The 24,705-nt window shown below is 66.9% G+C and carries 21 protein-coding genes; 8 read left to right on the forward strand and 13 right to left on the reverse strand.

The annotated features are described in order from the left end of the window. Nucleotides 1–55: 55 nt before the first annotated feature. The 3 genes from ACQY8M_RS10025 to gnd are packed head-to-tail and all read right to left on the reverse strand — an operon-like array spanning nucleotide 56 to nucleotide 2,834. The gene (locus tag ACQY8M_RS10025; RefSeq protein ID WP_428671418.1) at nucleotides 56–997 is read right to left on the reverse strand and encodes an LLM class flavin-dependent oxidoreductase; all 942 of its coding nucleotides are present in this window, start codon (nucleotides 995–997) and stop codon (nucleotides 56–58) included. After that, the gene (locus ACQY8M_RS10030) at nucleotides 994–1,839 is read right to left on the reverse strand and encodes an LLM class F420-dependent oxidoreductase (protein ID WP_428671420.1); all 846 of its coding nucleotides are present in this window, start codon (nucleotides 1,837–1,839) and stop codon (nucleotides 994–996) included. Before ACQY8M_RS10030 ends, ACQY8M_RS10025 begins: the two co-directional genes overlap by 4 nt. 14 nt (nucleotides 1,840–1,853) lie before the next feature. After that, complete coding sequence (gene gnd, locus ACQY8M_RS10035) at nucleotides 1,854–2,834, reverse strand: phosphogluconate dehydrogenase (NAD(+)-dependent, decarboxylating) (protein ID WP_428671422.1); 981 nt, start codon at nucleotides 2,832–2,834, stop codon at nucleotides 1,854–1,856. A gap of 37 nt (nucleotides 2,835–2,871) precedes the next feature. On the opposite strand from gnd, the gene ACQY8M_RS10040 reads away from it, so the two are divergent. From ACQY8M_RS10040 to ACQY8M_RS10050, 3 genes are all read left to right on the forward strand, one after another. After that, complete coding sequence (locus tag ACQY8M_RS10040) at nucleotides 2,872–3,732, forward strand: TIGR03620 family F420-dependent LLM class oxidoreductase (RefSeq protein ID WP_428671424.1); 861 nt, start codon at nucleotides 2,872–2,874, stop codon at nucleotides 3,730–3,732. A gap of 32 nt (nucleotides 3,733–3,764) precedes the next feature. After that, nucleotides 3,765–4,829 carry an LLM class flavin-dependent oxidoreductase gene (locus tag ACQY8M_RS10045; protein ID WP_428671426.1) on the forward strand — a complete coding sequence of 355 codons (1,065 nt, stop codon included), beginning with the start codon at nucleotides 3,765–3,767 and terminating at the stop codon, nucleotides 4,827–4,829. Between the two features lie 92 nt (nucleotides 4,830–4,921). Next, nucleotides 4,922–5,977 carry an LLM class flavin-dependent oxidoreductase gene (locus tag ACQY8M_RS10050; protein WP_428671428.1) on the forward strand — a complete coding sequence of 352 codons (1,056 nt, stop codon included), beginning with the start codon at nucleotides 4,922–4,924 and terminating at the stop codon, nucleotides 5,975–5,977. Here the strand turns inward: ACQY8M_RS10050 and ACQY8M_RS10055 are convergent. The 7 genes from ACQY8M_RS10055 to ACQY8M_RS10085 all read right to left on the reverse strand — a co-directional run bounded on the left by ACQY8M_RS10055 (nucleotide 5,958) and on the right by ACQY8M_RS10085 (nucleotide 14,356). After that, nucleotides 5,958–6,965: an LLM class flavin-dependent oxidoreductase gene (locus ACQY8M_RS10055; protein WP_428671430.1), complete on the reverse strand. Its 1,008-nt coding sequence runs from the start codon at nucleotides 6,963–6,965 to the stop codon at nucleotides 5,958–5,960. The genes ACQY8M_RS10050 and ACQY8M_RS10055 overlap by 20 nt on opposite strands. 99 nt (nucleotides 6,966–7,064) lie before the next feature. Beyond that, on the reverse strand, nucleotides 7,065–8,801 hold the full coding sequence (locus ACQY8M_RS10060) for a hydantoinase B/oxoprolinase family protein (RefSeq protein ID WP_428671432.1): 1,737 nt from the start codon (nucleotides 8,799–8,801) through the stop codon (nucleotides 7,065–7,067). Further along, entirely contained in the window at nucleotides 8,798–10,879 is a 2,082-nt protein-coding gene (locus tag ACQY8M_RS10065) for a hydantoinase/oxoprolinase family protein (RefSeq protein WP_428671434.1), read from the reverse strand. Before ACQY8M_RS10065 ends, ACQY8M_RS10060 begins: the two co-directional genes overlap by 4 nt. A 5-nt stretch (nucleotides 10,880–10,884) precedes the next feature. Further along, the gene (locus ACQY8M_RS10070) at nucleotides 10,885–11,619 is read right to left on the reverse strand and encodes an ABC transporter ATP-binding protein (RefSeq protein WP_428671436.1); all 735 of its coding nucleotides are present in this window, start codon (nucleotides 11,617–11,619) and stop codon (nucleotides 10,885–10,887) included. A 91-nt stretch (nucleotides 11,620–11,710) separates the two neighbouring features. After that, nucleotides 11,711–12,508, reverse strand: coding sequence for an ABC transporter ATP-binding protein (locus tag ACQY8M_RS10075; RefSeq protein WP_428671438.1), 798 nt, complete (start codon nucleotides 12,506–12,508; stop codon nucleotides 11,711–11,713). Between the two features lie 10 nt (nucleotides 12,509–12,518). Beyond that, nucleotides 12,519–13,472 carry a branched-chain amino acid ABC transporter permease gene (locus tag ACQY8M_RS10080; protein ID WP_428671440.1) on the reverse strand — a complete coding sequence of 318 codons (954 nt, stop codon included), beginning with the start codon at nucleotides 13,470–13,472 and terminating at the stop codon, nucleotides 12,519–12,521. Beyond that, nucleotides 13,469–14,356: a branched-chain amino acid ABC transporter permease gene (locus tag ACQY8M_RS10085; RefSeq protein ID WP_428671442.1), complete on the reverse strand. Its 888-nt coding sequence runs from the start codon at nucleotides 14,354–14,356 to the stop codon at nucleotides 13,469–13,471. Before ACQY8M_RS10085 ends, ACQY8M_RS10080 begins: the two co-directional genes overlap by 4 nt. Nucleotides 14,357–14,500: 144 nt before the next feature. Between ACQY8M_RS10085 and ACQY8M_RS10090 the strand changes: the two genes are divergently transcribed. Together ACQY8M_RS10090 and ACQY8M_RS10095 are read left to right on the forward strand one after the other, a co-directional pair. Beyond that, a complete protein-coding gene (locus ACQY8M_RS10090) occupies nucleotides 14,501–15,640 on the forward strand; it encodes an ABC transporter substrate-binding protein (protein WP_428671444.1) in 1,140 nt (379 codons plus the stop codon). A gap of 10 nt (nucleotides 15,641–15,650) precedes the next feature. Continuing rightward, nucleotides 15,651–16,433 carry an IclR family transcriptional regulator gene (locus tag ACQY8M_RS10095; protein WP_428671446.1) on the forward strand — a complete coding sequence of 261 codons (783 nt, stop codon included), beginning with the start codon at nucleotides 15,651–15,653 and terminating at the stop codon, nucleotides 16,431–16,433. Nucleotides 16,434–16,622: 189 nt separating this feature from the next. On the opposite strand, the gene cofH is transcribed toward ACQY8M_RS10095, so the two are convergent. The 3 genes from cofH to cofD form a co-directional block, all read right to left on the reverse strand. Next, the gene (gene cofH / locus ACQY8M_RS10100) at nucleotides 16,623–19,037 is read right to left on the reverse strand and encodes a 5-amino-6-(D-ribitylamino)uracil--L-tyrosine 4-hydroxyphenyl transferase CofH (protein ID WP_428671448.1); all 2,415 of its coding nucleotides are present in this window, start codon (nucleotides 19,035–19,037) and stop codon (nucleotides 16,623–16,625) included. Further along, nucleotides 19,027–19,536: a DUF2064 domain-containing protein gene (locus ACQY8M_RS10105; protein ID WP_428671450.1), complete on the reverse strand. Its 510-nt coding sequence runs from the start codon at nucleotides 19,534–19,536 to the stop codon at nucleotides 19,027–19,029. Before ACQY8M_RS10105 ends, cofH begins: the two co-directional genes overlap by 11 nt. 64 nt (nucleotides 19,537–19,600) lie before the next feature. Continuing rightward, on the reverse strand, nucleotides 19,601–20,557 hold the full coding sequence (gene cofD, locus ACQY8M_RS10110) for a 2-phospho-L-lactate transferase (RefSeq protein ID WP_428671452.1): 957 nt from the start codon (nucleotides 20,555–20,557) through the stop codon (nucleotides 19,601–19,603). A gap of 127 nt (nucleotides 20,558–20,684) precedes the next feature. Here cofD and ACQY8M_RS10115 point away from each other — a divergent pair, with 127 nt between their 5' ends. The 3 genes from ACQY8M_RS10115 to ACQY8M_RS10125 are packed head-to-tail and all read left to right on the forward strand — an operon-like array spanning nucleotide 20,685 to nucleotide 24,529. Beyond that, nucleotides 20,685–21,764: an ABC transporter substrate-binding protein gene (locus ACQY8M_RS10115; protein WP_428671454.1), complete on the forward strand. Its 1,080-nt coding sequence runs from the start codon at nucleotides 20,685–20,687 to the stop codon at nucleotides 21,762–21,764. A 3-nt stretch (nucleotides 21,765–21,767) separates the two neighbouring features. Further along, entirely contained in the window at nucleotides 21,768–23,474 is a 1,707-nt protein-coding gene (locus tag ACQY8M_RS10120; RefSeq protein WP_428671456.1) for an ABC transporter permease, read from the forward strand. Next, entirely contained in the window at nucleotides 23,471–24,529 is a 1,059-nt protein-coding gene (locus ACQY8M_RS10125; protein ID WP_428671458.1) for an ABC transporter ATP-binding protein, read from the forward strand. The genes ACQY8M_RS10120 and ACQY8M_RS10125 overlap by 4 nt, the downstream gene beginning before the upstream one ends. Nucleotides 24,530–24,705 lie beyond the last annotated feature (176 nt).

Raw genomic sequence — 24,705 nt, forward strand, 5'->3', positions numbered from 1 at the left:
TGCCTATGGAGAGAAGGTCTCTCCGCTTCGCTTCGCTCCGGTCGAGACGACGGGATCAGGCAGCCTTCGCGGGCTTTGGCCATCGCGTGCCGACGTGCGGCAGCACCTTTTCGATCAGCATCCTGGTCTGCGCGATCACCGCCTCGCCCGTGCCGACAGGGCGCAGGATGAACTTGTGGATTCCGCCCGTCACGTATTCGCCGACGCGATCGAGGATGGTGCCGGCATCGCCCACGGCAAACTGCCGGCTCGGATCGCGGCCCGTGCGCTTGGCGTAGGCCTCCATCGCCTTGCCGACCACGGCATCGCTCGGCGAGCCGAAATAGAACGGAAAGCTCGCGCCATAGTGATCCTCGTCGATGGTGCGGCCGGCTCCGGGCAAAGCCTTCTTGATCTCGGCAACGACGCGGATCGCGTCTTCCATCGTCTCACCGCCGCCCTGCCAGCCGGTGCCGTACTTCGCCGTGCGCTTCACCGCGGCGTCGGACGAGCCGCCGATCCACATCGGCAGGTCGGGCTGCACCGGCTTCGGCAGGATCGACGCGCCGTTCAGGCGATAATACTTGCCGGCGAAATCGACGCTCTCCTCGCGCCACAGCCGGGCGATGATCTCGAGGCTCTCGTCGGTCCGCCGGCCGCGTGTCTTCGTGTCGATGTCGAGTGCCGCCCATTCCGGACCCTGCGGGCTGCCGATGCCGAAGGCCGGCAGCAGCCGGCCTTCCGACAGCACGTCGATGGTCGCGCACTGCTTGGCCAGCAGCACCGGATCGCGCAGCGCCAGCGACACCACGTTCATGCCAAAGCGCAGGCGGCGGGTGCGGCCGGCCAGGGCCGCCATCGTCGCCATGCATTCGAGGATCGGCGTGCGGCTCACCAGCCGGTCGGTCTGCCAGATCGAATCGACGCCGCCGGCTTCGCACATATCGACCCAGCGCCAATAGTCGCCGGCCCCCGCGAACGGGAAATCCAGCAGGCCGACGCCGACGGCGACGCTCACGCGTACGCCTTGGCCAGCGGCGCGATCTTGTCGAGATACCGCAGGATGTCGTCCGGGCTGTCGTCGTTGATGCCGATCAGGGCGCCGTCGATGCCGGCCTTGGCATAGCCGGCCAGCACGTCTTCCTTGGGCGGCGCACCGAACACGGTGACACTGAGCGTCTTGGGATCGCGGCCCTTCTGCTCGGCCGCCTTGTGCAGGCGAGCGATCGACTCCTTGGCGTCAAAGCCCTTGCGGGTGCGCGGGAACCAGCCGTCGCAATAGTCGACCACGCGGCGCAAGGTGTGGTCGCTCTCGCCGCCCAGCAGGATCGGCGGATGCGGCTTCTGGTGCGGCTTGGGATAGGACCAGATCGGATCGAACTTCGCGAACTTGCCGTGGTAGCCAGCCTCTTCCTGGGTCCAGATCGCCTTCATGGCCTTCACGTAGTCGCCCATCTGATTGAAGCGATCGGCAAACTGGACGCCATGATTGTTCATCTCGTCCTCGTTCCAGCCGGCGCCGATGCCGAAGACGAAGCGGCCGCCCGAAAGCTGGTCGAGGCTCGCGATCGCCTTGGCGGTCGCGATCGGCTCATGCTGCGGGACCAGCAGGATGCCGGTGCCGACCTTGAGCTTCTTGGTCGCCGCTGCGGCGAAGGCGAGACCGACGAACGGATCGTGGGTGTGCGAGTAACGCTTGGGCAACTCGCCGCCGCCGGGGAAGGGCGACTTGCGGCTGAGCGGGATGTGGGTGTGCTCGGGCACGAAGAGCGAGTCGAAACCGCGGTCCTCCAGCGCCGTTGCCAGCTCCGCGATGTTGATGCCGTAATCCGTCGGGAAATAGAAAACGCCAACCTTCATCGTCGTATCCTCCGTTATTTCTTGGGTGGCTCGACGTGGCCACCGAAACCGAGCCGCATCGCCGACAGGACCTTTTCCGCGAACGTGTGCTGCTGGCGCGAGCGGAAGCGCACGAACAGCGATGCGGCCAGCACGTCGGCCGGCACCGCTTCCTCGATCGCGGCCTCGATGGTCCAGCGGCCCTCGCCAGAATCCTCGACATTGCCCGAGAACGCCTCGAGCTGGCCGTCCTGGGCAAGCGCCGCGGCCGTGAGGTCGAGCAGCCAGGAGGTCACTACGCTGCCGCGGCGCCAGACTTCGGCGATGTCGGCGAGGTTGAGGTCGAAGCGCTCGTCGGCCGGAAGCTTGTCGGAGGCGCGATGCTTCATGATGTCGAAGCCCTCGGCGAAGGCCTGCATCATGCCGTACTCGATGCCGTTATGGATCATCTTCACGAAATGGCCGGCGCCGGCCGGGCCGGCGTGGATGTAACCGCGCTCGGCGCGTGGATCGAGCGCCTCTCGGCCGCCGGTCCGCTCGATGTCGCCGATGCCCGGCGCAAGCGTCGAGAAGATCGGATCGAGGCGCTGCACCGTCTCGGTATCGCCGCCGATCATCAGGCAGTAGCCGCGCTGCAGGCCCCACACGCCACCCGATGTGCCCACGTCGAGATAGTGGATGCCCCTGGGCTTCAGCTCGCGGGCGCGCCGCACGTCGTCTTTGAAGTTTGTGTTACCGCCGTCGATGATCGTGTCACCCGGCTTCATCAGGTTCGCGAGCGTCGCGATCGTGTCTTCGGTGATCTTGCCGGCGGGCAGCATCACCCAGACGGTGCGTGGCGCTTGCAGCGTTTCGACGAGCGATTGAAGGGAAGGAACCGCTGTCGCGCCTTCCTTCGCCAGCGCCGCTCCGGGCGCCGGATTGGCGTCGTAGACGACGCTGGAATGGCCCGCCTTGGCAAGCCGCCGCACGATATTACCGCCCATGCGGCCGAGGCCGATGACTCCGATTTGCATGGTCCTATGCTACACACAATCCAACGGAGGGCGCATCATGAAGCTGGGACGGTTGGGCGTGTGGTATTCGGCCGACAAATGCAACGCCACGCAGGTCGGGGAGCTGGTTCGCGTCGTGGAGCGAAATGGCTACTCGGCGTACTGGTATCCCGAGGGCCGCGGTCACGAATCGATGGCGCTGGCCAGCCATCTGCTGTGCAAGAGCGAGAAGCTCATGGTCGGCAGCTCGATCGCCAACATCTACGCGCGCGATCCCTGGAGCGCCCGTCAGGGCATGCTGTTCCTGAACGAGTTCTACGGCGACCGCTTCATCCTGGGGCTCGGCGTCAGCCACAAGCCGATGGTCGAAGGGCTGCGCGGCCAGACCTACGACAAGCCGATCGGCACGATGAGCGCCTATCTCGACGGCGTGCACAAGGGCCTGCCGACGGGCACGGCGGCACCGGTGGTGGTGGCGGCGCTCGGCCCGAAGATGCTCGAGCTCGCCGCCCGGAAGACGATGGGCGCCGTGCCCTACAACGTCACGCCCAGGCACACGGCCATCGCCAAGAAGATCCTCGGGCCGGACAAGATCCTCGCGGTCGAGCAGAAGGTGACGATCGAGACCGACCCGGCAAAGGCCCGCGCGCTCGGGCGCAAGGAGCTGGCGCGCTACATGGTGCTGCCGAACTACCGCAACAACTGGCTGCGCGAGGGCTTCACCGAGGCCGAGCTCGCCAACGGCGGCAGCGACCGGTTCATCGATGCAATGTGCCTGTGGGGCGACGCCGACACGGTGCGCCGCGGCCTGCGCGCGCACTTCGACGCCGGCGCAACGCACGTCTGCCTGCAGCCGGTCCACGAGGAGGGCAACATGGCCGCGCGCGACAAGATCATCGAAACCCTGGCCGACGTTTGATCGAACAGGGCAAGAAGCGGAGGAAACAAGAAATGGATTTCGGAATCGCGATCCCGACCTGGGCGGACTGCTGGAAGGTCGTGCAGCGCGCGGAAGAACTCGGCTTCAGCCACGCCTGGTTCTACGACACGCAGATGTTGAGCGCCGACTGCTTCGTCGCGATGGGCGCCGCGGCCGTTCATACGAAGAAGATCCGGCTCGGCACCGGCGTGCTGGTGCCGTCCAACCGCATCGCGCCGGTCACGGCCAATGCGCTGGCGAGCCTCAACCAGCTCGCGCCGGGCCGGGTCGACTTCGGCGTCGGTACCGGCTTCACCGCGCGGCGCGCGATGGGCTTCGGCGCCATCAAGGTCAAGGACATGGAGACCTATGTGCATCAGGTCTATGGCCTGCTGCGCCGCGAGACGGTCGCGTTCGAGATGGAGGGGCAGACACGGAAAATCCGCTTCCTCAATCCCGAGCTGCCGGTGTTCAACACGACCGATCCGATCGCGCTGCACTTCTCGGCCTTCGGGCCGCGCACGCGGGCGTTGACCGCCAAGTTCAAGGCGGGCTGGATCGACTTCGTCGGCAAGGTCGAGAACGGTGTGAAGGAAGTGCAGGCGATGCAGGCGGCCTGGCGCGATGCCGGACATGCGATGTCCGACCTCTACACGACGGCCTTCGCGCTGGGCTGCGTGCTGAAGGACGGCGAGCCGGCCGACTCGCCGCGTGCCATGGCGCAGGCCGGGCCGCGCGCGGCGGTGATGCTGCACCGCGCCGCCGACGAGGCGCTGGCCGGGCTGAAGCCCGGCGTCGCCATGCTCTCCACGCCCGAGATCGAAGGCTATGTCGAATACGCGCGCGGCTTCGAGCCCAAGGACGCGCCCTATCTCGAGAACCATCGTGGGCATCTGATGTTCGTGAAGGAGCAGGAGAAGAAGTTCGTCACCGCCAAGATGATCGCCGAGACCTCGTTCACCGCGAGCGAGGCGGAGATCAAGTCGCGGATCGCTGCATTGCGCGATGCGGGCTATTCCCAGTTCACCATCCAGCTCATCCCCGGCCACGAAGCCGCGATCGAGGACTGGGGTCGCATCGCCAAGGCATTCATGTAGCTGGGAGCGCGGCTCTCCAGAGCCGCTCATGGGATGTGGCAAGCCGAAAAAGAGCGGCTCTGGAGAGCCGCGCTCCCAGCGAAGAGACGACCATGACCGCATCTCCCAAGCTCGGCATCTCCTTCAGCTTCCAGGCTCATCGCGGCCTGGGCGAGCCCTACGACAAGGCCTACCGCGAGGCGCTGGAGCTTGCCGCCGAAGCGAGCCGGCTGGGCTATCACTCGGTCTGGGCGAGCGAGCATCACGGCGAGGCCGACGGCTATTGCCCGTCGCCGGTCGTGGCCTGCGCCGCGCTCGCCGTCGCTGCGCCGAACTGCCGGGTCGGCCAGGCGGTCGCGCTGGCGCCGCTGCACGGCCATCCGATGCGCATGGCCGAGGACCTGTCGGTGATCGACAACCTCTCCGGCGGCCGGGTCGAGATCGGGCTGGGCCAGGGCTATCGCCCGGCGGAGTTCGACCAGTTCGGCTGGAACTACACGACGCGTACGCGTGCCTTCGAGGAATCGCTCGACGTTCTCGAGCGCGCCTGGACGGGCGAGGCATTCGACTACGCCGGCAAGATCTACGGCGTGAAGAGCGGCCTGCTGCGCCCGCCGCCGGTGAAGCCCGGCCGGCCGCCGCTGTGGATTGGCGCCGCCCATCCCAAGGCGCGCGCCCGCGCCGTCCGCCGTCGCGCCGGTTTCCTCGTTGCGCCGCTCGCGGAGTGGGGCCTGGTCGAATACCAGTTCAAGTCGTTCGACGAGGAAGCCGCGCGTCAGGAGGCGGGCCGACTGCCGCGCGCGGTGATGCGCGAGATCCTTGTCGGCGACTCCCCGGCCGACGCCATCAAGCGGCACCAGCCGTTCATCGACGAGGTCTATCGCGTCCAGTACAAGCCCGAGCGCATTGGCTTGACCTACATCGACAAGGAAACGAAGGAGCGCAAGCCGCTCACCTCGGACCATCCCCACTTCATGTCCGAGGATTTCATGCAGGACCGCTGGTTGCTCGGCACGCCGGAGGAGATCGCCGCCAAGCTCTCCCAATGGCAGCCTCGCCTCGCCATGGACCACCTGATCTTCACCCCGCGCCCGCCCGGCATGTCGCTGCGCCAGGCGGTCGACGAGATCGAGGCTATCGCGAAGGCGCTCACTTCACCTTCGGCATGACCTCTTCGGCGAAGAGTTGCATCTGGTCGAGCAGCTCCGGCACGGAGTTGGCGGCGAAGTAGAGGCCGAGCAGGTGGGTGACGCCCGCCTCCTTGAAGGCCAGCGCCTTGTCGATCACCTCGGCTGGCGTGCCGATCAGATTGATCTCCTCGTGCGTCGCGGCGCCCTGGCCCTTGAGGGTCGACTTCTGCAGCGAGACCAGGTGCTTGTTCATCTGGCTCTTGCGGAAGCTTTCGAGCGCCTTCTCGCGAGTCTTGCCGACATGGACCACGAACTGCGGGCAGACCTCGATCTCCTTCCAGTCGCGCCCGGCCTTGTCGGCCTGCTCGCGCAGGCTCTTTACGCCCGCGCGGATGCGGTCGACATGCATGCCGGCCGGCAGCCAGCCGTCGGCCCACTTCACCGCGCGCTCGATGTTGTTGGCGTGGTTGCCGCTGACGTAGATCGGCAGCTTCTTCTGGAACGGCTTGGGGAAGAGCTCGACGTCCTTGAACTTGTAGTATTGCCCCTCGAAGCTCGCGACCCTCTCCTTGAACAGCAGGTTGAGCGCCTGCAGTCCCTCGTCGACGATGTCGCCGCGATCGATCTTGGCGTCGGGCTGCAGCGCCTTGAACTCCTCGCGATAGGCGCCGATGCCGATGCCCAGCTCGAGCCGGCCCTTGCCAAAGTGATCCAGCGTGACGATCTGCTTGGCGGCGACGACGATGTCGTGGCGCATCGGCAGCACCAGGATGCCAGTCCCGACCTTGATCGTCTTCGTCTCCGACAGCACGAAGGCGTAGGTGACCAGCGGCTCCCAGAAGCGCGGCGGCACCGGGAACTCGGCGCGCACGTAGTTCTGGGTCGTCATGTGATCGTTGCCCCAGACCGAGTCGTAGCCGAATTTCTCGGCCGCCTGGGCGATTTTGATCACGTTCTCCGGATCGGAAAACGGGATCGGATAGGTCAGTCCTTCCATCCCGGTCGGCAGGCCGGCACTCACACGCATCGTCGTCTCCGTCTTGTGCTGGGAGCGCGGCTCTCCAGAGCCGCTCATGGGGTATTGCAAAGTGAAGAAGAGCGGCTCTGGAGAGCCGCGCTCCCAGCACTATTCCGCCGCGACCGCGCGCAGCTTCGCGGTTTCGGTCTCGTCGACCGAGCCGTCGTCGTTGACCGCCACGCCGTAGTCGCGGCGCGCGGCGTCGGACGAGATGAAGCCCTGGCGGACGTCCTCTGCCACCACCGTCGTCGGCCGCTTGCGCGGATTGCCCAGCCCGCCGCCGCCCGGCATCGAGATGATCAGCTTCTCGCCTTTCGGCACGGTCTGCTGGCCCATGCCGCGCAGCTTGTGACCCGATTCGAGCGCGACCCGGCCGGCCATGCCGTTCTGGCCGCCGTCGCGACCGCGCGGCGGGTGGTCGATGCGGTCGTAATACGCAGCGATGGCGAAGGGCGCGTCGTCGAGCGTGCCGACTTCCATGATCTGGCCGAGGCCGCCGCGGAACTCGCCGGCACCGCCCGAATCCTGGCGATATTCCTTCTTCCACACCACGATCGGCGAGATCGTCTCGTTGACCTCGATCGGCACGTTGCGCACGCCGCTCGGGAAGGCGGTGGCCGAGAGACCATCACGCCCGGGCCGCGCGCCGGTGCCGCCGGCATGGAAGCTCATGATCGTGAACACCTTGGCGTTGACCGTCTCGGCCGGATCGCCGTCGGCACGCCCGGGTCCGCCCAGCGCCGAGAGGTTCCACAGGCACGAGGCGCCTTCGGCCGGCACGCCGCCCTTCAGCGCCTGGTGCAGGCAGCCGAACATCACGTCGGGCAGCATCTGGCCGGTGACGTGGCGTGCGGCGACCGGTGCAGGATGCTTCGCATTCAGGATCGAGCCTTCCGGCGCGGTGATGCGGATCACCGACAGCGAGCCCTCGTTGTTCGGCACCTTGGGCGCCACGATGCACTTCACGCCAAAGCTGGCATAGGCCTCGGTGTAGCAGACCGGCACGTTGATGCCGTAGGCCGACACGCCCGAAGTGCCGTCGAAGGACACGTCGATGCCCGTATCTCCGATCGTCATCGTCGCGACCAGATCGATCGGCTTGTCGTAGCCGTCGACCGTCATCGAGAACTTGTAGTCGCCGAACGGGATCTTGCGGATCTGCTCGAGCGAGGCCTGCTTGGACTTCTCCAGGATGTGCTTGCCCAGCCGGTCGAGATCGTCGATGGCGAATTCGTCCATCATCTCGATCAGGCGGCGGCAGCCGATCTCGTTGCAGGTCGCCAGCGAGTAGAGGTCGCCCACCACTTGGACGGGCTCGCGCACGTTGGCGGCGACGATGTCGGTCAGCGTCTGGTCGACCTTGCCTTCGCGGGCGAAGTGCATCAGCGGGATATAGAGGCCTTCCTCATAGACTTGGCGGGCGTCGGCGCCCATGCCGCGGCCGCCGATATCGACCACGTGGCAGGTCGAGGCGAACAGCGCGACCATCTTGCCGCGCCGGAAGGTCGGCGTGACGAAGGTGAAATCGTGCAGATGCCCGGTGCCCTTCCACGGGTCGTTGGTCAGGAAGATATCGCCTTCCTTCATCGTGTGTGCCGGGAAGCGGTCGAGGAAGTGGTAGACCGCGCGGGCCATCGAGTTGATGTGGCCGGGCGTGCCGGTCACCGCCTGCGCCAGCATCGCGCCGTCGAGGTCGAACACGCCGGCGCTGAGGTCGCCCGCCTCGCGCGTCGAGGTCGAGAAGCCGGTGCGCATCAGCGCCAGCGCCTGCTCCTCGACGACCGCGATCAGGCGGTCCCACATCAGTTGCAGGCGAATGGGCGACAGCGGATCGTTGATGCTCATGTTTCCACCTTTTCCAACAGGAGGGCACCGATCGGGGTGAGCCGCGCGGTAAAGCTCTTCGGCACGATGGTCGTGGTCTCGTCCTCGGCGATGATCGCCGGGCCGGGCACGCAACTGCCGATCACAAGGTCGGCGCGATGATAGACCGACACGTCCTTCATGTCCTGACCGGCCGGATCGTAGACCGGGCGGCTGCCGCGCGCCTTGGACGGGATGTCGGCCGGCTGCGGCGGCGCCTTGGCCACCGGCTGCTGCTCGGCCGCGAGCCGCAGGGTCCAGTTCATGATCTCGACGCCGAGGCCCGGAATCGTCCGGCCGAAGGTCGCGGCATAGCCGGTCTCGTAGAGCTCGATCAGCTTGGCACGAGAGGCGGCCGTGAACTCGCCGGCCGGCAGATCGACGGTGATCTCGTGGCCCTGGCCGCGATAGCGCATGTCGGCCGTGCGGACCTCGATCAGCTTTGCGTTGGGCGCGCCAGCCTTCACGACAGCCTCGGCCTCGGCATGCATCTCGGCGAACAGCTTGTTCACGAACGCCGGATCGAACTTGTCCTCGTCGAGCTGGACATAGCGGCTGCGCACGACCTCGTAGGCCACCGGTGCCATCAGGAAACCGACCGCCGAGCCCACGCCCGCGCCGCTCGGCACCATGACGCGGCTGATACCGAGCTTTTCGGCCAGCCGCGCGGCATGGATCGGGGCGGCGCCGCCGAAGGCGATCATGGTGCGGTTCTGCAATTCCTTGCCGCGCTCGACGGCATGAACCCGGGCGGCATTCGCCATGTTCTCCTCGACGATCTCGCTCACGCCGAACGCGGCGTCGAGACGGGCGAGGCCAAGCGGTTTGCCGACCGCCTCGTCGACGGCGACGCCGGCTTTCTCGGGCGAGAGCTTGATGCTGCCGCCGGCGAAGTAGCCCGGATCGATCCGACCCAGCACGACGTCGGCGTCGGTGACGGTCGGCTTGGTGCCGCCGCGGCCGTAGCTCGCCGGGCCGGGCTCGGCACCCGCGCTCTCGGGCCCGACATTCACGCGGCTCAGTGAATCGACGGAGGCGATCGAGCCGCCGCCGGCACCGATCTCGACCATCTCGATCACCGGGATGCGCAGCGGCAGGCCGCTGCCCTTCAGGAATCGATACTGGCGCGCGACCTCGAAGGTGCGCGAATGCTGCGGCTCGCCATTGTCGATCAGGCAGATCTTGGCCGTCGTGCCGCCCATGTCGAAGCTCAGCACCTTGTCGAGACCGCAGCGGCGGGCGAGCGCGGCGGCGAGGATCGCGCCGCCGGCAGGACCGGACTCGACGAGCCGGATCGGGAACTTGCGTGCCGTCTCGAGCGCCGCGAGGCCGCCGCCCGAGGTCATCATGAACAGCGGGCAAGCGACGCCGAGCTTGCGCAACGCCTCGTCGAGCCGGCCGAGATAGCGGTCCATCACCGGCTGGACGTAGGCGTTGGCGGCGGCGGTCGACCAGCGCTCGTACTCGCGGATCTCGGGCGAGACCTCGCTCGACAGCGAGAACGACACGCCGGGCAGGGTCTCGGCCAGGATGTCGCGCGTGCGCCGCTCGTGCTTGCCGTCGAGATAGGCGTGCATGTAGCCGATCGCGATCGCCTCGATGCCCTGGGCCTTCAGCTTCGGCGCCAGCGTGCGAACCGCGTCCTCATCGAGTGGGATCAGGATATTGCCGCGACCGTCCATCCGCTCGGGGATGCCGAAGCGCAACTCGCGCGCCACCAGCGGCGACGGCTTCATCATGAATATGTCGTACTGCTCGAAGCGGTGCTCGAACGCGATCTCGATCGAATCGCGGAAGCCTTCGGTGACGACCAGCGCCGTTTTCGCGCCCTTGCGCTCGATGATCGCGTTGGTGGCGAGCGTCGTGCCGTGGATGATCAGCCCGAGGTCGGCGGGTGTGGCGCCGGACAGCTTCAGGATCTCGGCCATGCCGGTCATCACGCCTTCCTCGGGCGCGCGCGGCGTGGTCAGCACCTTCGCGCTCGAGCGCTTGCCGTCCCATTCGAGGAACAGGTCGGTGAAGGTGCCACCGATATCGACCGCCAAACGTGCTTTTTCCATGAATCCTATGCCGCCGTGTGCTGGATGTTGCCGCCCAGATAGGCTTGGCGGATGCGCGGATCGGTGCGCACCTCGGCCGCCGGGCCTTCCATGAAGAGTCGTCCCTGTTCCATCACCAGCGCCCGGTCGGAGATCAGCAGCGCACCGCGCACATTCTGCTCCACGACCAGCACTGTGACTCCTGTTGCCGCGATCTTCTGCACCGTGGTGAAGACATCGCCCTGCATGCGCGGTGACAGGCCGAGCGAAGGTTCGTCGAGCAGCAGCAGGCTGGGCTCGACCAATAGGACCATCGCCATTTCGAGGATCTGCTGCTCGCCGCCCGAGAGATTGCCGGCCTCGGTGCGCCACTTCTGGCGCAGCATCGGGAACAGGCCGGTGACTCGCCCGATTGCCGCCGCGTGCTTCGCGCCGGGCAGCGTGTAGCAGCCCATCTGGAGGTTCTCCTCAACGCTCATGGCCGGAAAGTTGCAGCGGCCTTGCGGCACGAAGCCGACGCCCCGCTTCAATCGCTCCCACGGCGGCAGGCGCTCGATCGGCTGGCCCTTGAAGACGACCTGGCCGGAGAAGAACCGGTTGGTGCCGTAGATCGCGCGCAGCAGCGTCGACTTGCCGGCGCCGTTGCCGCCGATCAGCGTCGTGATGCTGCCGGGCTGCAGGCGCGCGGAGAACTCGCGCACGATCGGATTGTCGCCGTACCCCGCGGTGACGGAGACGAGCTCGAGCGCTGGCTGGGTCATGTGCCGGGAGCGCGGCTCTCCAGAGCCGCTCTTTCTTGGGCTTGCCGCACCGCATGAGCGGCTCTGGAGAGCCGCGCTCCCAGCGAACCGGTCATGCGGCACCCCGCATCTCTGCCTCGGCCATTTCCGGCGTCATGCCGAGATAGGCTTCGAGCACGCGCGAATCCTTGTGGATCTCGGCGGCGGTGCCTTCAGCCAGCTTGCGGCCCTGCTCGAGCACGATCACCCGGTGGCAGAGGGTGGTGATGAACTCGACATTGTGCTCGACGATCAGGAAGGTTTCGCCGGCACGGTTGAGCTGCTGCAGCGCGACCTCGATCTCGCGGATGCGGCTCGGATTGACGCCGGCGACAGGCTCGTCGAGCACGACGATCTTCGGATGCGGCATCAGCGCGGCGGCCAGCGCCACCAGCTTCTTCTGGCCGTAGGACAGGATGCCGGTCTCGATCTCGTAGTATTTGCGCAGGCCAATGAGGTCGACCAGGGCGTTGGCGCGCTTCTCCGACGCCTCGACCGCATCACGATAGCGGCGGGTCCGGAAAAATTCATCGACCCAGGTGGCGGGATCGAACTGCTGCGCGGCGATGGCGAGATTGTCGCGCAGGCTGAGGCGCTCATAGATCCGCACCGTCTGGAAGGTGCGCATGAGCCCGGCGCGGGCAATGTGATGGGCGACCTTGCCGGTGATGTCGTTGCCGGCGAGCACGACCTTGCCGCCGTCGAGCTTCTGGAAGCCGGAGATGCAGTCGATCGCCGTGCTCTTGCCCGAGCCGTTGGGGCCGATCAGGCCGGTGATGCTGCCGGCCTCGACCTCGAACGACACGCCGTCGAGCGCATGCACGCCGGAGTAGGCCTTGCGCAGGTCGGCGACGCTGAGGATCGCGCTCATTGGAGAGCCCTCATTGGAGGGCCTGGCGCATGCGCGCGACCTGCCGCTCGCGCAGCCAGCCCGCGACGCCGGATGGCATGGCGAACATCGCCACCACCAGGATCACGCCGTAGATGATCATGCGGAAATCGGCGGAGAAACGCAGCACCTCGGGCAGGGCCGACAAGGCGATACCGGCGACGACCACGCCCCAGAAGCTGCCTGCCCCGCCGATGATCACGATGATCAGGAAGGTCTGCATGTAATAGAAATCGAGGAACAGCGGATCGATCACCCGGAGATTGAAAGTGAACACGCCGCCCGCCATGCCGGTGATGGCCGCGCTGATGGCGAAGGAGGCGAGCTTGTAGGGCATCGGCGAGATGCCCTGCGCGCGGACCAGCGGCTCGTTCTGCTTGATTGCGATCAGGGTGCGGCCGATGCGCGAGCTGCACAGCGCGTAGAGGAAGCCGAGCATCACGACGGAGAAGGCCCAGGCGATCCAGTAGAACTTGGCCGTCGTGTTGAAGATGACCCCGAAGGCCTCCGGTGCAGGCAGGTTGGGGATGCCGAGCGGCCCGCGCGTCAGGCTGACCCAGTCGCGCGCGATCAGCGCCACCAGCAGGGCGAAGGTGAGGGTCGAGATCACGAACGCGTGGCGGTTGGTACGCAGGATCGGGAAGCCGATCACCAGCGCCACCGCGGCGTTGATGAGCCCGGCATAGACCACGCCCATCCAGAAATTGCCGCCGAACGTCATGACGGTGAGCGCCGTGGCATAGCCACCGATGCCCCAGAAACCGAGCTGGGCGAAGGAGAGCAGGCCGGTGAAACCGTAGACGAGATTGAGCGCCGCGGCCGCGACGGTGAAGATCAGCGCCGACAGGGCCACGCCCACGATGTAGTTCGAGGCGGTGAGCAGCGGCAGCGCGCCGAACGCCAGCGCCGCGATCAGCGCGAGAGGGAGGGCGACGGCAAGCTTCATCCGACCCTCATCCCGCCGCGCTTGAACAGCCCCTCTGGTCGCAGGAACAGCGCCACGACCATGACCACGAACACCGCCGCTTCCTGCCAGACGATCTCGAAGAAGCCGCCGATCCAGCTCTCGATCAGGCCGAGCGCGATGGCCGCCGCGACCGCGCCGGGGATGTTGCCCAGCCCGCCGATGATCACCAGGGCGAAGGCCTTAAAGATCATGAACTGGCCCATGTAGGGCGTGACCAGCTGGATCGGCGAGATCGCCGCGCCGGCCAGCCCGCACAGCCCGGCAGCCAGGATGACGGCGTTGCGCGCCACGACGCGCGGCCGGATGCCGACCATCAGCGCGGCATCGCGGTTCTGGGCAATAGCCCGCATCGCGCGGCCGAACTGGGTGTAGCGCAGCACGAGATAGAGGCCGGCGAAGGCGACCAGCGCCGAGCCTGCGCCGATCACGCGCGTCCAGGTGATGCGGATCGCGCCGATCTCCACGCCGTCGAAGCCGTACTGCGAATCCACCATGCGCGGCGTTGCCGTGAAGACGTACTGCATCACGTGGATGATGATGATCGACAGGCCGAGCGTGACCAGGATGCTGCGCTCGAACTCGTCGGGCTTCAGGCGCACCAGCAGCAGCTCGTAGACCACGAAGCCGACCAGCATGGTGGCGAGGATCGCGACCGCCATGGCCGGCCAGTAGAGCAGGCCCATGACCGGCAGGGCGAAGCACATGGCGAAGGCGCCCAGCATCAACAGCTCGCCATGCGCGAAGTTGATGATCTCCATCACGCCGAAGATCAGCGACAGGCCGACGGCGATCAGCGCATAGAGCAGGCCGAGCGCAAGGCCGTTCAGGGTGAGCTGAAGGAGGTAGACCGCATCGATGGTCATTATCCGCGCCGCATTGCAATTACCGGACCAGTGCCCAAAACCATTCCACCCAAGCCATTCCGCATTGACACCTAGCGAAGGTCTTGCGAGCGTTCAACCATCGAAACGATGTACCGATATCAGGAACAGGCAAGGGAGACGATGATGGGGGTCAAATCCTGGGTGATGGCGGGGGTCGCCGCGGCCGTTCTGGGCGCCGCGCCCGCAGTGGCGCAGCCGATCGTGATCGGCGTGTCGACGGCCCAGACCGGACCGGCGGCGGTGGCTGCGGAATGGGAGCTATGGGGCGTCAATCTCGCGATCGAGGAGATCAATGCCAACGGCGGCGTGCTCGGCCGCAAGCTCGAAGTCCTCGTCATGGACAACAAGTGCAACCCGTCCGAGGCGGTCAACGTCGCCAACAAGCTGGTCGAGGCCAAGGTCGTGGCGATCGAGGGCGCGCACTGCAGCTCGGGTCATCTCGCCAGCATGAAGATCATCCAGGACGCCAAGATTCCGATGATCACCGGCATCGCGTCCAACCCGCAGATCACCACTCTGTCGGGCAAGGGCGGCAACGACTATGCCTTCCGCATCAGCGCGTCCGACGCGGGCATGATGCAGGCGCTCGGCATCTATCTCGCCGAGAAGAAGCCGTTCAAGACGGTGGCGATCGTCGCCGAGGATTCGGACTTCGGCCGCGGCGGCGCCGACGCCTTCAAGGCCGCCGTTGTCACGAAGGCCGGCCTCGAGGTCGTCTCGACCGACATCCATCCGCAGAACACGCCCGACTTCACCAGCATCCTGACCCGCCTGCAGCAGCGCCGGCCGGACGCCATTGCCACCTTCCAGCTGGGCGGCGACTCCCTCAACTTCCTGCGCCAGGCGATGCAGATCGGCGTGCGCATCCCCTTCACCGGCCGCATCGAGCTCGGCGGCCGCAACATGCCGATCATCGAGGCCGGTGGACTCGAGAAGTCGATCAGCGCCTGGCAGTACAGCCCGTTTGCCGATGCACCGTCGAACAAGGCCTTCGCCGAGAAGATCAAGGCGAAATACAAGGCCGAGCCGTACCTGCAGACGTGGGCCGGCTATGACTGCATCCGCGTGCTGGCGCAGGCGATCAAGGACGCGGGCAGCACCGACGGCACCAAGATCAAGGACGCGATCAAGGCGATGACCTTCACCAACGTGATGGGCAAGACCGTGAAGTTCGACGAGTACAACCAGGCCGGCCATTGGGTCGCCCTGCACACCGTGCTGAACCGGAAGGTGACGCTGGCCGATCTCGTCGAGGTCAAGTAGCCCGCGACCGATGCCGCGCACGCCCAAGGCTGCGTCGGGATCGCAATCGCTCGAGCGCGGCCTCGACGTGCTCGAGGTCGTCGAGGCCGAGGGCGGCGATATCGGCGTGCGCGAGATCGCCCGCCGGCTGGAGCTCAGCCCGACAATCGTGCAGCGCATGGTGACCTCGCTTGCCCGGCGCGGCTATGTCGACCGTAATGCCGAGACCGCGCGCTATCGTCTCGGCTATCGGGCGCTGGCGCTGGGCGCCAACAGCAAGCACGGCTCCGACTACATCGGCACAGCGCGCCGCGAGCTCGAGCTTCTGGCACGCGGCCAGAGCCTGAACGGCTTCATCTCGGTGCTGCACGGCGGCCGCGCGGTTTATCTGCTGGCGGTGCAAGCCGAGGGGCCGGTGGCGATCAAGGTGGCGCCGGGCAGCGAGATGCCGCTGCACAGCACCGCTGCCGGCAAGGTCCTTTTGGCGGCACTCAGTGATGCCGAGGCGCGCAAGCTGCTGGGCCACGGCAAGCTCGCCGCGATCACGCCGCACACGATCACCGACCCGGTTGCGGTCGTGGCGTCGCTCGCCAAGGTCCGCAAACAGGGCTTCGCGACCGTCGCCGAGGAGAACATCCGCGGCGTTCTCTCCGTCGGCGCCCCGATCCGCGACCGCACCGGCAAGGTCCTCGCGGCGCTCAGCGTCGCCTTCCCGAAATACCTCGACGCCAGCCAGACGCTGCAGACCGTCACCCCCCTGGTCGTCGAAGCCGCCCAACGCGTCTCCCGCGCCGTCGGCGGCGCTACCTCATAGGACCGCTGGGAGCGCGGCTCTCCAGAGCCGCTCATGGGGTTATAGCAATCCGAAGAAGAGCGGCTCTGGAGAGCCGCGCTCCCAGCAAAGACTCCGACGTTTTCTCATGCTCTTCCGGACCGCGAGCGTCCCGCTCGCTCATGAGCATGAGCGAGCGAGACGCCGCGGTCCGGAAGAAGATGGCAAGACTCAACGGGCGCGGGCGACGGCTCTGGGCTTCGGCAGGACGCGGCGCTTCTCGCTCTCGCTAAGCGAGCCGGTCCAGCGCTCGGCGACCTCGAGCTGGATCGGCTCCAGCGCCTTGGCGGCGTGGGCGGCGTCGTGGCGCTCCCGGTCGGCCTCGCCGTAGAGCGTCGTGCGGATGCGCGAGGTGCGGCCGAGGCTTGCGATCAGGCTTTCCATCGCGTCGGGCGGCAGCTCCTCGCCGTGCTCGGCGCCGGCGGCACGGGTGATCGACTCGTTCATCAGCGTGCCCCCGAGATCGTTGGCGCCGGCCTGCAGGCAATGCTTCGCGCCTTCGATGCCCATCTTCACCCAGGAGGTCTGGATGTTCTTGATGTGCGGGTGGAGTGCCAGCCGGCCGATCGAATGCATCAGCACCGACTCCCGGAAGGTCGGGCCCATGCGCGCCTGACCTTTCAGCGCAATCGGCGCCTCGGCGGCGACGAAGGGCAGCGGCACCAGCTCGGTGAAGCCGCCTGTGTCCTTCTGGAGATTACGGACGCGCAGCAGATGGCGTGCCCAATGCTCTGGCCTGTCGACATGGCCGAACATGATCGTCGCAGTCGACCTCAGGCCGACGCCGTGCGCGGCGCGCATGATCTCGAGCCATTGGTCGGTCGAAACCTTGTCGGGACAGAGGATGTCGCGCACCTCGTCGTCGAGCACCTCGGCCGCGGTGCCGGGCAGGCTGCCGAGGCCCGCGTCGCGCAGCTGCGTCAGGTATTCCGACAGCGAGAGGCCGAGCGTGGTGGCGCCGTGCCAGACCTCGAGCGGCGAGAAGGCATGGATGTGCATTCCCGGGATCGCCTCGCGCACGGCGCGGCAGACATCGAGGTAATGCTGGCCGGTGTATTCGGGATGGATGCCGCCCTGCATGCAGACTTCGGTGGCGCCGCGGTCCCACGCCTCGCTCGCGCGCCGCACGATCTCCTGCGTGGTGAGGTCGTAGGGCGAGCCGCGCAGGTTGGCCGCGAGCTTGCCCTTGGAGAAGGCGCAGAAGCCGCAGCGGAAGTAGCAGATGTTGGTGTAGTTGATGTTGCGCACGACGGCGTAGGAGATCGTGTCGCCCACCATCTCCTTGCGCAGCGCATCGGCCGCTTGCGCGACCGCGGCGAAGTCCGGACCGCGCGCCTCGAACAGCCGCACGATGTCACCTTCGCCGAGATCGTCGCCGCGTACCGCGCGATCGAGGATCGGCGCCAGGCTGGCGCTCGGACGGACCGACGGCGTGGCGAGCGTCGCCACATCCTCGGCCGGCATCGCCAGGACCAGGCCGGGCCGCCAGTCGTTGTCGCGCCGCAGACCGCTCGCCGAGCTCATGGCCAGGACGCGCGGACGCAGCGCCGGATCGATCCAGGCCTTGTCGTGGATGTAGCGCGGATAGACCGCGAGCCGCTCCGTCAGCACCTTGCCGTAACGCGCGCTCTCGGCGGCGAGCGCGTCGAGCTGCGGCCAGGGCCGCTCGGGATTGACGTGATCGGGCGTGACGGGCGAGACGCCGCCCCAGTCATCGATGCCGGCTTCGATGAGGCGGCCGTAGCCCGGCTCCTGCAGGTTGGGCGGCGCCTGGACCGACAGCGTGTCGCCGAAGATCAGGCGCGCGACGGCGATGGTCCACAGAAGCTCGTCGAACGAGGGCTCGGGCGCGTCTGCCATGCGCGTGTCGGGCTTGGCCTTGAAGTTCTGGATGATGACTTCCTGCAGATGGCCGTGCGCGCGATGCAGGTCGCGCAGCGCGAGCATCGCCTCGATCCGCTCCGCGCGCGTCTCGCCGATGCCGATCAGGATGCCCGAGGTGAACGGCACCTTCGCCTTGCCCGCCGCCTCGAGCGTGGCGAGGCGCAGCGCCGGCACCTTGTCCGGCGCGCCATAGTGGGCGCCGCCGCGCTCGCCTAGTCGCTCGGCCGTGCTTTCGAGCATGATGCCCATCGAGACCGACGACTTGCGCAGCTTGGCGAGATCGGCCGCGTCCATCAGGCCGGGATTGAAATGCGGCAGCAGGCCGGTCTCCTTGAAGACCAGCGCGCCCATCGCCGCGAGATAGTCGAGCGTCGTCGCATGGCCCATCGCCGCCAGCGACTCGGCGGCGGGCTTCCACTTGAGCTCGGGCTTGTCGCCCAAGGTGAACAGCGCTTCGGCGCAGCCGGCCGCCTGCCCCGCGCGCGCGATGTCGAGCACCTGCTCGGGCGTGAGATAGGCCGCCTCACCGCGCCGCGGCGGATGCACGAAGGTGCAGTAGCCGCAGGTGTCGCGACAGAGATGCGTCAGCGGAATGAACACCTTCTTGGAGAAGGTGATGCGATCGCCGAACGCCGCGTCGCGCACGGCCGCGGCCTCGCGCATCAGCGAAGCGAGATCGCGGGAGAGGAAATCAGGCGACATGGCGAAAGACCTGGTACGCAGGGTGATCGGAAACAAGAACTTTCAGATCGTCCGGCGTATCGATGTCGCGCGCAAGGCCCGGACGGCGAATGAAAATGGGCTCAATACCCGCGTTGCGCGCGTGGTCTGCATGGAACGCGGCGCTCGGCCGGCCGGTCGTGAAGGCGAACGGGAGCGCGGTCGGAGGCCGCAGGAGCAGGGCGTTGGTGCCGCCGTCCTTGGCTTCGGCAATGACGACAGGGCTCTTGCGGCCGGCTTCGATCAGGGCGGCGATATCGGCGGCCGTGAGGTATGGCAGGTCGGCCATCACCAGCAGCAGCTCCGTGGCGCCCTCGTCCTGCACGCGGCGTGCGGCAGCGGCGACGTCGGCATTGAGATCGCCCGTGCCCTGGTCGCCGCTGGCGACATGGACCGCTTCGAGGCCCGCCTCGCGCAGCGTCGCCAGAACGTGCTCGAACATCTGGCGCGCGAGCGCGCGTCGGCCGCCCGCGTCGAGCATGCCGGACAGGCGGCTCTTGGCGAGGTCCATGGATTTCATCGGAACGACGGCAGCGAGCATGGCGTCAGGAGTGTTGCCCAGAGATGGCGAGTTCGTCCACGAAATCGAGCACTTCTGCCGCCAGGCGCTTCTTGTCGGCGTCGTTTCGCATCATGGTGTCGGAGACCTTTACCCGCATGCCCAGTGCGGCGATGTCCGCAACGAGGGCGGCATCCTGGGCATCGAGCACGAAGCCGTCGACCCATCCCCTATAATAGCGCGCCACGCCCAATGCCGAGACATCGTGGCCGAGCTCGGCCAGCATCTTCGCGGCTGGGCCCTTGATCGCCTGGCCGCCGACGATGGGTGTGACGGCTACCCTCGGCGCCTTGGCTTGCTCGAGCGCCGCTCGTACGCCGGGCAGCGCAAGGATCGGCGCCACGCTGACGAAGGGGTTGGACGGACAGACGACGATGCCGCGCAGGCCGCCGAGATCGAGGAGGGCACAATGCGGCCGTGCCGTGTCCGCGCCGGCGAAGCGAACGGACTTCACCGCCGGCGCGCACTGCAGGCGGACGAACCAGTCCTGGAACGCAAGCTCGCCTTGATCCGTCGCGACCATCGTGCGCACCGGATCGTCCGACATCGGCACCATGGCAGGCTTCACGCCGAGGCGCGCGGCGAGATCGCGCATCACCGACGACAGGCTCTCGCCGGCGCGCAGCCGGCGGGTGCGCTCGATGTGGGTGGCGAGATCCTTGTCGCCGAGGCGGAACCAGGTTTCGCCGCCGACCGCGCCGAGCGCTTCCATCACGGTCCAGCTCTCGCCCTGCCGGCCCCACCCGGTCTCGGGATTGGCGACGCCGGCCAGCGTGTACATCACCGTGTCGAGGTCGGGCGAGATGCTGAAGCCGAGATGCTCGAAATCGTCGGCCGTGTTGACCGCGACCGTCAGCGCGTCGGACGGCAGGACCTGCGAGAGGCCGAGCGCCAGCTTGGCGCCACCGACGCCGCCTGCAAGAGCGAGAATTCTTCCGGACATCGCGGGAGCTTATAGCGCACTGCTGGCCGGGGAGCAGTGCCGCGCCTCATCGCTCTGGCTACACAACGATTGAATCGATTGTCGCTCGCCTTTAGGGTCGCCTCCAAATCATAGGAGGGAGAACGTCATGAGGCTGTTGGCTGTCATGGGTATGGCCGTTTGCGCCATCGGCTGGTCGGGACTCGCGCAAGCCCAGAATGCCAAGCTGTGCGAAAAGCCGGTCCAGATGGAGGGCTTCAAGAGTTGCGCTGACGTGGCCAAGGCCAAGGCCGAAGGCGCCTTCACGCTCTACTCGACCGATCCCGAGCAGGGCCAGGTCAAGCTGCTGGCCGCCTTCAACAAGCTCTTCCCCGAGATCAAGACGAGCTACGTCCGCCTGCAGGCCGGCGCGCTCTACGCCAAGGTGCTCTCGGAGCGCCAGGCCAAGTCTTACCTCGTCGACGTCATCCAGATCTCCGACATGGGCATGATCCTGGATTTCCAGCGCAAGGGCGGCTTCCGCCAGTACATCTCGCCGGAGATGCAGTTCTTCCCCAAGGAGGCGAAGAGCCAGCCGGAAGGCTTCTGGACCTGGGGCTCGGTCATCATGGCCGGCATCGCCTACAATCCGAACAACGTGCCGGCCGCCGAGGCGCCCAAGAAGTGGGAAGACCTGCTCAATCCGAAGTGGAAGGACGCGATCAACGTCAAGGTCTCCAACTCGGGTCTCCAGCACGGCGTCTGGTACATGCTGAAGCCGATCCTGGGCGAGGGCTACTTCAAGCAGTTCGGCGAGCAGAAGCCGCGTGCTTTCGACTCCTACGTCCAGCAGTACGGCCGCCTGGTCGACGGTCAGGACAAGATCATCATGGGCGCGCAGTATTCGGGCTACATCGAGTTCAAGGCCAAGGGCGCGCCGCTCGCCTTCGTCTTCCCGGACACCGGCGTGCCGGCCGTGCCCGAAACCTACGGCATCGTCGACCAAGCGCCGCATCCCAACGCCGCCGAGCTGTTCATGGACTGGTTCCTCTCGCCGGTCGGACAGAAGGCGCTGGCCGAAGCGCTGCTGCTGCATTCGCCGCGTGCTGACGTGCCGCCGCCGGGTGGGGCCGACACCGTTCCGCTCAGCAAGATGAAGCTGCTCTCTCCCGCAGACTGGAACGACTTCGAGAAGGATCGTCCGTCCTTCGCCAAAGAGTGGAACCGAATCGTCGGCACCGGGCGCTAGGCATTGGCTGACTCGCTGACGGGCATCCTGCGCCCACGCATCAACGGGCAGGCCCTGACGACGCTCGCGGTCCTCGCGATCGTCGGCTTCCTGGTCCTGCTGCCGCTGGTCTTCCTGGTCGAGGAGTCGCTGAACGTCGGCGACCCCATGGCGTTTCCGCCGGTCGAGTTCGGCATCGCCAACTACGTCGCGATCTTCCAGGAGGACATCAAGACCGTCTGGAACACGGTGATCATCGCGGTGATGGCCACCGTGATGGCCATCCTGATCGGCTTCATCCTGGCCTGGATCCTGACGCGCACCAACGTGCCGGGCCGCGAGAAGCTCGAGCGTCTGATGGAGCTGCCCTATTACATGACGCCGCTCGTCGGCGCGCTCGCCTGGGCGGTGATCGCCGGACCGAAGAGCGGCTTCATCAATCAGCTGTGGAAGGCGGTCGGCGGCACTGGCGACATTGCCGATATCTATACCCATTTCGGCATCGCCTGGGTGATGGCGTTGTTCGAGGGCACGGTCGCCTTCGTCATGATCTCGGCGTCGATGAAGTCGATGGATCCCGCGCTCGAGGAATCGGCCCGGGTCATGGGCGCCTCCAAGCTCCGCACCATGCTGACGGTGACCCTGCCCCTGGTCATGCCGGGCGTGCTGGGCGCCATGCTGTTCGTCTTTGCCGAGATGCTGGGCTCGTTCGCCGCCGCGCTGGTGCTCGGCATTCCCGGCCGCATCTACGTCATCACGACGGCAATCTGGGATTCCACGCTCGCCTATCCGCCCGACTATGGCCGCGCCTCGGCCATGGGGCTTTCGCTGTTCGTCGTCATGTTCGGCATGCTGACATTCTACCGCCGCGTCATCGCCCGCGGCAGCTTCGCCACCATCTCCGGCAAGGCGTTCCGGCCGCGGCCGATGGACATGGGACGGCTTGCCTGGGTGTTGTTCAGCGTCTGCGCCCTGTACGTCGCGCTGGCGGTGGTCTTCCCGATCGCGGCGCTGCTCATGACCTCGCTGCAGCGCTTCGCCACCGTGATCCTGAGCCAGGCGCAGTGGACCCTCGCCAACTATCAAACAGCGCTGTCGCTCGGTCCGGTGCGCACGGCGCTGGGCAACAGCCTGATGCTGGGCTTCGGCGTCGCCAGCGTCGGCGTCCCGATCATGGCTATCCTCGTCTGGATCATCTATCGGTCGCAGCTCAAGGGCCGGGGGGGCATCGAGTATCTCGTGATGTTCCCGCAGGCGGTGCCGCGCCTTGTGTTTGGCCTCGCCCTCCTGTGGGCCTGGCTCAATATCCCGGTCGGCATCTACGGCACGTTGTGGCTGCTGGCACTCGCCTATTTCACCGTGATGCTGCCGCTCGGCGTCCGCACCCTGGCGGGCGTGGTGCTGCAGATCGACAAGAGCCTCGAGGAATGCGCCCGCGTGTGCGGCGCCTCGTGGGGCTACCAGATGCGCACCGTTACCCTGCCGCTGCTCAAGCCCGGCATCCTGGCGGCGTGGCTGCTGATCTTCATGGCCTGCGTGCGCGAGCTTGGCGCCTCGGCCTTCCTGATGGGTCCCAACGCCAAGGTCATCGCGCCGTCGATCGTCAATGCCTTCGCCACCAGCGGCACCGAGCTGACGGCGGCGATGGCGCTGATCCAGACCTTCACCGTGATCGTGGCGCTGGTGATCCTGTTCCGCGTTGCGCGCGGCATGACCAAGGAGCTCGCGTGAGCACGGTGCGTATCGATGTCAGTGACCTGGTCGTGCGCTACGGCGACGCCGTGGCGGTGAACGGCGTCAGCTTCACGGTGGGTCGCGGCGAGCATCTGACCCTGCTCGGTCCCTCGGGCTGCGGCAAGACCACGACCTTGCGCGCCATCGCCGGCCTCGAGCAGCCCTCTGGCGGCAGCATCAGCATCGACGGCCAGACCATCTACAGCGCCGCCGAGCGCAAGAACATGCCGACCGAGCAGCGCGGCGTGTCGATGGTGTTCCAGTCCTATGCCGTGTGGCCGCACATGACGGTGTTCGACAACGTGGCCTACGGCCTGCGGGTGCGGAAGCAGAACGCGGCGGACATCAGGGCCAATGTCGAGCGCGCGCTCGACCTCGTCCAGATGCGCCATCTCGCCGACCGCGGCGCCTCCAAGCTCTCGGGAGGCCAGCAGCAGCGGGTCGCGCTCGCCCGCGCTATCGCCTTCTCGCCGACCGTCGTGCTGTTCGATGAGCCGCTGTCCAACCTCGACGCCAAGCTGCGTGCCGAGATGCGCGTGGAATTGCGCGAGCTGCAGCGGCGGCTCGACATCACCTCGGTCTATGTCACGCACGACCAGGAGGAGGCGCTCGCCATCTCCGACCGGGTGATCGTTATGAATGTCGGGGTGATCGAGCAGATCGGCACGCCGGAGGATATCTACAATCGCCCGAAGAGCCGCTTCGTCGCCGACTTCGTGGGCTCGGCCAATCTCCTCAAGGGCCGCCGCGCCGGTCCCGACACGTTCCAGACCGAGGGCGGCACGATCCTGCGTGTCGCCGCCGGCGGCGCCGAGTCGGGGACCGAGGTGGCGGTGCGCACCGCCTATATCGACCTCGTGCCGCAGCCGGGCGACAACCAGCTCCCCGGCACCGTACGCCAGCGCATGTTCCACGGCGACTTCGTGCAATACATCGTCGAATGCGCCGCCGGCCGCCTGATCGTGCGCCGCCCGCCGGTCAACCTGCTCGACGAGGGCACACCGGTGACGGTGTCCTTCTCGCCCGAACACACGGTTGTACTGAAGGATTGACGCTCAACCGCCTCCCCGTGAGACGGGAGGAAAAGACGGCGCCAAGCCCTTTGCCTTGCGGATAGTCGCGCATGAAAGCGATGCCGCGGTTTCGCTCGCCGGTTTCGCAGCAGAGAGGGGCGAACGCGGGGGCAGCATAGGCGTTGCGTCAAATCCGGGCAGAAACCGCTGACTAT

Origin of the sequence: Reyranella sp. (genome assembly GCF_965279465.1) — a bacterium.
Taxonomy (GTDB): Bacteria; Pseudomonadota; Alphaproteobacteria; order Reyranellales; family Reyranellaceae; genus Reyranella.